This is a genomic window from Herpetosiphonaceae bacterium, from assembly GCA_036374795.1.
Classification (GTDB): domain Bacteria; phylum Chloroflexota; class Chloroflexia; order Chloroflexales; family Kallotenuaceae; genus LB3-1.
On the sequence record DASUTC010000152.1, the window covers coordinates 24,448 to 33,261 of the forward strand.

The window sequence follows — 8,814 nt, forward strand, 5'->3', positions numbered from 1 at the left end:
GATTCCGGCGACCGCGCCAGCGTTACCGGCGGGTACGGCGCTGCTTCTGCCGACTCAGCGCTGCATTCTGGCGCTGAATCCGCTCATCCATCGCCTGTCGATCGGCTGGCTCCGGGTGATCGCGGCTGATCGCGGCGGCCAGCGCGGCGACCGTGGGATACCTGAAGATCTCCAGCATGGGCAGATCGCGGTCGAAGGCGGCGCGTAGCCGCGTGTGCACCTGCACCACCTGGAGCGAGCTCCCACCCAGATCGAAGAAGTTGTCGTTCGTGCCGACCGGCGTCATGCCCAGCACCTCCTCCCAGACTGCGGCAATGATCCGCTCCGCCTGGCTCTTCGGCGCGCGATAGCCGACGTCGACGCTCGATTGCAGATCCGCAGGCTTTGGCAGCGCCCGCCGGTCGACCTTGCCGTTGGGCGTGAGCGGCAGCTCCGGCAGCAGCACGATCGTCGCCGGGACCATAAATCCGGGCAGGCGCTCCTTCAGGTAGGCGCGCAGCTCGAAGCTGAGCGTTGCGTGTTCCTTGCTGCCTGCGCCTGGTTCTCCGCTCTCCCCGTGCTCCGCTGTTCGTTGCGCTACCACGTAGGCCACCAGCCGCCGCTCGCCGGGCACATCGTCACGGGCGATCACCACGGCGGTCCGCACCGCCGGATGTTGCTTCAGCACCGCCTCGATCTCGGCCACCTCGATGCGAAAGCCGCGCAGCTTGATCTGGTGATCGCCGCGACCCAGGTACTCGATTGTGCCGTCCGGCAGCCAGCGCGCCAGATCGCCCGTGCGATACAGGCGGGACCCGGCCTCGGTGCCGACCGGGTTTGGCACGAACTTTTCCGCCGTCAGATCCGGGCGGTTCAGGTAGCCGCGCGCCACCCCGACGCCGCCGACGTAGAGCTCGCCGGGCACGCCGACCGGCGCCGGATTCAAGTGCGGATCGAGGATATAGACCTGGCTATTGGCGATCGGAGAGCCGATCGGAATCCGCCACATCTGACGGCTCGCGCTCAGCGGATACCAGGTGACATCCCAGACCTCCGACGTCCCATACAGGTTGTACAGCGCGGCATCGGGCATTACCTGCCGGAAGCGATCGGCGAGATCGACGGGCAACGCCTCACCGCTCGTCACCCACATGCTCAACGTCGGCAGGCGGCGCTGGAGATTAGGATACAGATCCAGCAGCATGCGCAGGAACGACGGGACGAACCAGAGGCGCGAAACTCTGTGCCGCGCCAGCGTCTCGACCAACGTCTGCGGATCGTGCATCAGCCGATCCGGGATGATCACGCTGGGCACGCCCTGGAGCAGCGGCCCTAGCAGCTCCCAGATCGAGTCGATAAAGCTGATCGCCGTTTTCTGGCAACTGACCTCGTCCGGCGCAAAGGGATAGGACCGCCACATCCAGAAGAAGCGCGCGATCACGCCGCGCTGGAGGCCGAGCACGCCCTTCGGCGTGCCGGTCGACCCTGACGTATAGATCACATACGCTACGTTATCGGGCGTGACGGTGGTGATCGGCGCGGTCGTTGGCGCGCCGGAGACGAGCGGCCAGTCACGATCCAGGCAGATCAGCGGCACGCCGGGCATGGCCGCGAGATCGACGAGGCGCTCCCACGTCAGCAGCACCGCAGGCCGCGCGTCCAGCAGCATCCACTGCAACCGCTCCTGGGGATAGGACGGATCGAGCGGCAGATATGCGCCGCCCGCCTTGAGCACGGCCACGACGGCGATCATCAGATCGAGCGAGCGCTCCATACAGACCGCAACCGGCACCTCCGGTCCCACTCCCAGCGTTTGCAGATAGTGCGCGAGCTGGTTGGAGCGGACATCCAGCTCGTGGTAGCGCAGCGATACGCCATCGCAGATCGCGGCGACCGCATCCGGCGTGCGTGCGGCCTGAGCGGCGAATAGCGCGTGCAGGCAGATTGGCTGCGGCAGCTCCACGGCGCTCCCGCTCCACGCCCCCACGATCTGCGCCTGCTCCGCCGCCGTCAGCAGCGGAACGCGGCCAACCGGGCGATCCGGCTGGGCGACCAGCTCGCCGAGTAGCGTCTGGAAGTACCCGGCCATCCGCGCGATCGTCGGCGGATCGAACAGATCGGTGTTGTAGTGCAGCACGCCCGCAAGCCGAGGGCCGATCTGCGCGATCGTCAGCGTCAGATCGAACAGCGCCGTCCGCTCGTCCAGCGCGACCGGCTCGACGTTCAGCGCGCCCAGGGGGATCGCGGGGCCGTCCTGCCCGATCGCGAGGCTGGCGAAGCCGTCGGCGGCGCGCGTTGGATCTTGCTGGAAGACGAACATCACCTGGAAGAGCGGCGCGCGGCTGGCATCCCGGCTCCCGTGCAGGCGCTCGACCAGCAGCCCGAACGGATACTGCTGGTGCTCGAACGCCCCCAGCACCACCGCGCGGACCTGCGCCAGCACCGACGTGAACGGCAGCGCTCCGTCCAGCGTCGTCCGCAGCACGATCGGATTGATATAGTAGCCGACCTGATCCCGCAGCTGGGGCAGGCTCCGGCCAGCCGTCGGAGAGCCGACCACGATCTCTGCTTGGTTGGTCAGGCGGAACAGTAGCGTCTGGAAGGCGGCGAGCAGCGTCATGTAGAGCGTCGTGCCGTGGGCCGCGCTCACCTCCTGCAACCGCTGCGCGAGCGCGGCGCTGAGCTGGAGCGGCTGCGCGGCTCCGGCGTAGGTCTGCACCAGCGGACGCGGACGATCGGTGGGCAGATCCAGCACCGGCAGATGGCCGCGCTCCTCCAGATCCAGGCGCTGACGCCAGTAGTCCCACAGGCGCTCCCCCTCTGGACCGGCGAGCAGCTCGCGCTGCCAGTGTACATAGTCGCCGTAGCGGAAGGTCAGCGCGGGCAGCACCACAGGACGCTCGGCCAACTCGCCGGCGTACAGCGCGCTCAGCTCGCGGAGCAGCACCACCAGCGACCAAAAATCGATGACGATATGATGCGCCGCCAGCAGGAGGATCTGCTCGTCCTCGGCGCGGCGAGCGAGCGTCAGGCGGACCAGCGGCCCCTGCTCCAGATGGAAGGGTCGGCGCGCCGCATCGGCCAGCCAATCGCGGCGCGCCGCCTCGCTCCAGCGCGTCGCATCTTCCACAGCGACATCGATACGCCCGTCAGGCAGGACTCGTTGCAGCGGCTCGCCGGAGGGTGCGGCAACGACCGTGCGGAGGGCGTCGTGCCGCATGACCAGCCGGTGCAGCGCCCGATCCAGCGCCCGGCGGTCGAGGGGCTGACGGATCCGCACCGCGCGGCTGATGGTGAAGGCCGCGCTCGTCGGCGCAAGCTGGTGCGCAATCCACATCGCGCGCTGGCCGTGCGAGAGCGGATAGTCCAGCGCCACGTCGCGGCTCGGCAGCGGAGCGCTCGATCGTCCTTCGCTGGTCGTCACGACCTGAGCAAGGATCGCCTCGGCAAGCTGCTGAAGCGTCAGGTCCTGGAGCAGCCAGGTAAACGGAAGATCCACCGCCAGATCCGTCTCAAGCCGATGGCGGACCTCGATCGCCGACAACGAGTCGATGCCCAGGCTGTGTAGCCCCTGCTCAGGCCGCAGCGTGGTGGGGTCCGCACCAAGGATCTCGGCGAGCTGCGCGCTCAGAAACGCTGCCAGCAGCGGCAGCCGCTCGGCGGGAGCCGCCGCACGGAGCTGATCGCGGCTGAGCGCTACTTCTGCCGCCTGCGCGACGCTCGGATCCAGCACCGATCGCCCGACGACCGCGAGCGTATCGGCCAGGTAGGCTGTTCGACAGGCCTGGCGCTGAATCTTGCCGCTGGAGGTTTTGGGAATACTGCCGGGCTTCAGCAGCGCCACCGCATAGACCTGCGCCTCGTGCTCGACGGAGACGGCCTGGCGGATCGCCCCGGCAACCTCGGCAAGATCCACCTGCCGCTGCTGCCGCGCAACCTCAGCGACGACGACCAGCCGCTCCGCTCCGGCGACATCGATCGAAAACGCAGCGCCGCACCCAGGCCGCAGCGCAGGATGCGCCCGCTCGGCGGTCAGCTCGATGTCCTGCGGATAATAGTTGCGTCCGCGAAGAATGATCAGGTCTTTCAACCGCCCGGTGACGAACAGCTCGCCGTCGCGGAGAAAACCGAGATCGCCGGTGCGCAGGAAGGGTCCCGCGCCGCTGTCCGCAAGGTAGGCGGCAAACGTCTGCTCCGTCGCGGCGGGATTATTCCAGTAGCCGCGCGCAACGCTCGGCCCGGCGACCCAGATCTCCCCGATCCGGTCGGCGGCACACGCGCGTCCGGTCTGCGGATCGACGATGCAGACCTGATCGTCCGGCTGGATCTGCCCGCAGCCGACCAGCAGCGTCCGATCGTCCGTCGCCGCCTCGGCAACCTGATGTGCGCCCAACGCCGTGCTCTTGAATGGCTGCATCACCGGGGGCGCGGCTTTGGCCCCGCCCGTGACGATCAGCGTCGCCTCGGCCAGACCGTAGCACGGGTAGAAGGCCTCCGCCCGGAAGCCACACGGCGCGAACGTTTCCGCAAAGCGCCGGAGCGTCTCGGCGCGGATCGGCTCAGCGCCCGTGAACGCAACATTCCAACTGCTCAGATCAAGCGTTGCCCGCTGCTCCGGGGTGATCGTGCGCACACAGAGATCGTAGGCAAAGTTCGGCCCGCCGCTGGTCGTCGCGCGGCAGCGCGAGATCGCGTCGAGCCAGCGAAACGGCGCTTGCAGAAACGCCGTCGGTGACATCAGCGTCACGGGAAATCCGGCATAGAGCGGCTGCAAAATCCCGCCGATCAGGCCCATGTCATGGTAGGGCGGCAGCCAGATCACGCCGCTGCTGTCCGAGGTATGTTCAAAGCAGCGCTGAATCCGCGCCAGATTATGCAGCAGATTGCCGTGCGAGAGCATCACGCCTTTGGGCGCGGCGGTCGAGCCGGACGTGTATTGCAGAAACGCCAGCGTCTCGCCTACGCAAGCGGGCTCGATCCACGCATCGTCGAGGTCGGCGCTCAGCCCCGGTGGCGTGAGCCAGCGCAGAGCGGGTAGCCTGGATCGCTGGGCGGTCTGCTCCTCCAGGCGAGGTGCCAGCGTTGGATGGGTCAGCGCGACCATAATGCCGGCATCGGCGATGATCGCCGCGATCCGGTCGTTGCTGCTCCGCAGGCGCGGCGGATAGGCCGGAACCGCGATCGTATCGGCATACAGGCAGCCAAAGAAGGCGGCGATATAGTCCAGTCCCGGCGGATACAGCAGCAGAATCCGTTCTCTGGGCACCACGTTGCGCTGAAGGTACGCTCCGATGGAGCGGGCATGCTGGTCAAGCTCGCGATAGGTGAAGCTGATCGCATCAGTCTCGCCCTGGGACAGAAAGGTGTAGGCCCGTTGATCCGGTTGGTGGTGTGCGCGCCAGCGCAGCAGGTCGATCAGTGTCACCGGTTTCATCTCGGCGTCGAACAGGTACCAGCGCATCCCCGCAGCTGGGAAACGGCATGGTGCAGAGGGTCCGGCTGGCGTACCTGGGGTCGTAGATTGCTACCCGTATTGTCCCTGCTACACAACAGGTTGTCAATGGTCAAATGTTCCCATCGGCTCGCGGTGAGACGGCAGGCATGGTCGACGTACTGGGACGCCTGCCGATCCGGAGAGGAGGAACGGCCAGCACGCTGATCGCGCATGGGCTGGACGCTCGCGCACGTGCGGATGGGGATGCGCAGCACCAGGCTGCCTGCCTCGTCCTCGCCCGGCGGACACACCCTTGTGCCGCTGGCGTCGATGTCCGCGCACGGCTGGCAGCCGCTAAGGCCGGTCGTCAGCGCGATGTTGGACCCAACCATCGTCCACGCGCACCGGCAGCAGCGCTCCCGCGTGCAGGCGTGTGCGCATCGCTGCTCATGGGTCGTGCGCTGGCAGCGGCTCGATCCGCGTAAGCTGATCAACAGCCAGCTCCAAAAAATCGGCGGTGCCAAAGCTGCCCGATTTGAGCACCAGCAGCAGCGGTCGCTCCGTCAGCGAGATACACGAGGGCAGGCCGGGCTGAATCTCCTGCCAGATCCGCACGCCGCCGATCCCGAGGCGGCGACAGATCGCTGCCGATGTCTCGCCGCCCGCCACCACCACCCGTCGCCCATCCGTCCGTTCCAGCGTGCAGGCGACGATCTCCGCCAGCGTTTCTTCGACCACACGGGCGACCTCGGTGGCGAGCAGCCCGGCGCGCGCGCCCTCGGCGCGTGTGCTGGCGACGATCTCCGGGCGATTCGCGGCATACACCAGCGGGTCTGCGCCACGGGCCGTATGCGCGGCCAGCAGCGCGACCGCCTGCGCGATCTCGGCCTGACGCTCCTGCGCATCGAACAGGGCGACTGTATTCACCTCGACCAGCGGCGTTCCCCTGGCGCGCAGATGGTCGATCTGGGCAATCGTCTGCGGCGTCAGGCTTCCGGCAGCGCCCAGGACGCGGCGCGAGCCGAACGACGGCAGCGCCTCTGGCTGCCGCGCCGGGGCGGGCGGCCCCCACACCGCTGGCAGCTCTTCCGCCAGCGCCGAGCTGCCACACAGGACGCGCTGCTCGCCGACCGCCTGCGCGATCGTGCGCAGCGCCGCCTGATCCGGGACATCCAGAATCAGGTAGTGGCAGCGACCACGAAGCGCCGCGACTTGCCCGCGCAGCGCGTCGGCTCCCTGCGCGATGAGGCGGTGATCGACGAGCGCGACCGCGCGCCGGGTCTGCGCCTGGAGGATCGCGACCAGGTTGGAGCGGGTCATCGGATGGATCGGATCGTGGCGGAAGGGCGACTCTTCCAGAAGCTGGCCGTGCACGTAATGCACGCCATCGATCGTCAGCCGCCCATTCTTGGGAAAGCCCAGCACAACGACGGCAAACGTCTCATCGAGCCGATCCAGCATGGCATCGAACTCCGCGCCGATATTGCCCCGGAAGACCGAGCAGGTCTTGTTGAAGAACTGGCGACAGCCCGCCTGCTGCAAGTGCTGCGTCGCCGCAGCCACCTTCCCGTAGGCGACATCCGGCGCATCCAGCCGCGAGCTGGTGTCGATGATGCAGACATCGGGCTGCTCGCCCGCCAGCGATGCCGAATCGAAGCGGTCCCACAGATACACATGGACGCGATACCCGGCCTTGGCGAACATGCTGCCGATATCGTTCGCGCCTGTGATGTCGTCCGCAACCACGCCGATCTTCATACGGGCCACGTCCGTCGCGGCTTATACCCGGCCCGGAGCAAAAAATCCTCCACGACCGCCGGATCGAGCGGTCGCAGCGCCACGCCCGCGCTCTGCGCCGTCAGCCACATCCGGCAGGTCATCTCCAGCGTATGCAGCCCCATCAGCGCCTCGCGGATGCTCGTATCGTAGACCAGCACGCCATGATTGTTCAGCAGCAGGATATTGGCCGCGTGCGCCTGCTCGCGGACCGCCGCGCCGAGCTCGGCTGATCCGGGATGGCAGTAGCGCACCCGCGCGACGCGCTCCAGGTAGTACATCGACTCGACAAACCAGCTCGATGGAAGGCTCACCTCAGAGCACGCGATGAGCGTGCTGTAGAACGGCGAGGCATGGAGCACGGCGTTGATCTCCGGTCGCGCGGCGTAGATCGCCTCGTGCATCGGGCGCTCTTTGGAGGGCCGAGGCCCGTCCGATCGCGGCGCAGGCTCCGCGATCGAGCACGCCACCAGGTCATCGCGGCTCAGCTCGCCCAGCCGGGTGCCGCTCGCGGTGATCAGATAGCGATCCGGCTCGGTGCGCGCGCTGAGGTTGCCCGCATTGCCCCAGGCCAGCTCGTGGGCCACGAGATAGCGGCCCGCCTCCTGAAGCTGGGCAATGACATCGCCAGGATCGGCTTGCATGCGTCACTTCCCTTCTCGCTAGCGGCGCGCAGCGGATTCCCGATCGCGCGCGGCGAGCACGGCTTGCACCCGTGCCATGCCCAGCCGTGGACTGGACAGGCACTTCTGCTGCGCGGCCTGCGGCAGCGACGGAACCACGCGCGCCATCGACGCCTGAGCCAGCACGACCACATCGACGGATGCCGCAAGGTCCCCCAGCGCCTCGGCGAGATCCGCATCGTGTCCCGCAGCGTCGCCCGCGACGAGCTTCTGGTAGGCCGTGTCAACCAGCAGCGGCACGATCACGGCATCGGCGCTGGCCTTGCGCTGCACCAGGAGCATCGTTGGGCTGAGCGTGGTCGCAAGCGTCGCCACAACTCCGATCCGCCGCCCGCGCCGCGCGGCCTCTTCGGCCATCGCCTCGTCGATGCGGACCACAGGAATGGCGACCTGCTGCTGCATCTGCGGTACGACCTCACCCACCGATGAGCAGGCGCTGAGGATAATCGCAGCGCCCACGTCCTCGGCGAAGCGGGCGTAGTGCCGGAGGCGATCCGCGACGGCGCTGACATCGCCGCCATTGCGCCGAAGCTGCGGAAGGATCGAGTCGTCAACAAAATTGATCACCTCGCATTGGGGGAGCAGCTCAGCGGCCAGCGCGCGCAGCGGCTCGACGGTGACGGCGGTGGTATGGATGATAGCCAGCGTATGCCTCATAGGTCGCCTCGTATGCCTTCACGAAACAGGAGCTACGCGGATCAAGCCGCATGATACCATATCTGATCGAGCGAGAGCCATGACGCGCGTGACAGGGACACGTATCCCGATGCGGCGGAGAGCTATCACGATCTCGGTGTGCTGCTGCGCGAGCACAGAGATGACGCCGGGGCACGCGACTACTTCAACCGAGCGTCGTCTGTGTATGAGAAGTCGCTTGGCCCACAGCACCCGCGCACCTCGGCGACGCGCGCTCAGCTTGCACGCAGTGAGCGCTGAAACAGA

At 67.5% G+C, this 8,814-nt stretch carries 4 protein-coding genes; all 4 read right to left on the minus strand.

The features are described from left to right. Nucleotides 1-22 precede the first annotated feature (22 nt). Nucleotides 23-5,440, minus strand: a complete 5,418-nt coding sequence (locus VFZ66_10475; protein HEX6289606.1) for an amino acid adenylation domain-containing protein — start codon at nt 5,438-5,440, stop codon at nt 23-25. A gap of 420 nt (nt 5,441-5,860) precedes the next feature. Beyond that, complete coding sequence (locus VFZ66_10480; protein ID HEX6289607.1) at nt 5,861-7,171, minus strand: four-carbon acid sugar kinase family protein; 1,311 nt, start codon at nt 7,169-7,171, stop codon at nt 5,861-5,863. Then, complete coding sequence (locus tag VFZ66_10485) at nt 7,168-7,833, minus strand: class II aldolase/adducin family protein (protein HEX6289608.1); 666 nt, start codon at nt 7,831-7,833, stop codon at nt 7,168-7,170. The genes VFZ66_10480 and VFZ66_10485 overlap by 4 nt, the downstream gene beginning before the upstream one ends. 18 nt (nt 7,834-7,851) lie before the next feature. After that, nucleotides 7,852-8,529: an aspartate/glutamate racemase family protein gene (locus VFZ66_10490; protein HEX6289609.1), complete on the minus strand. Its 678-nt coding sequence runs from the start codon at nt 8,527-8,529 to the stop codon at nt 7,852-7,854. Between the last annotated feature and the right edge of the window lie 285 nt (nt 8,530-8,814).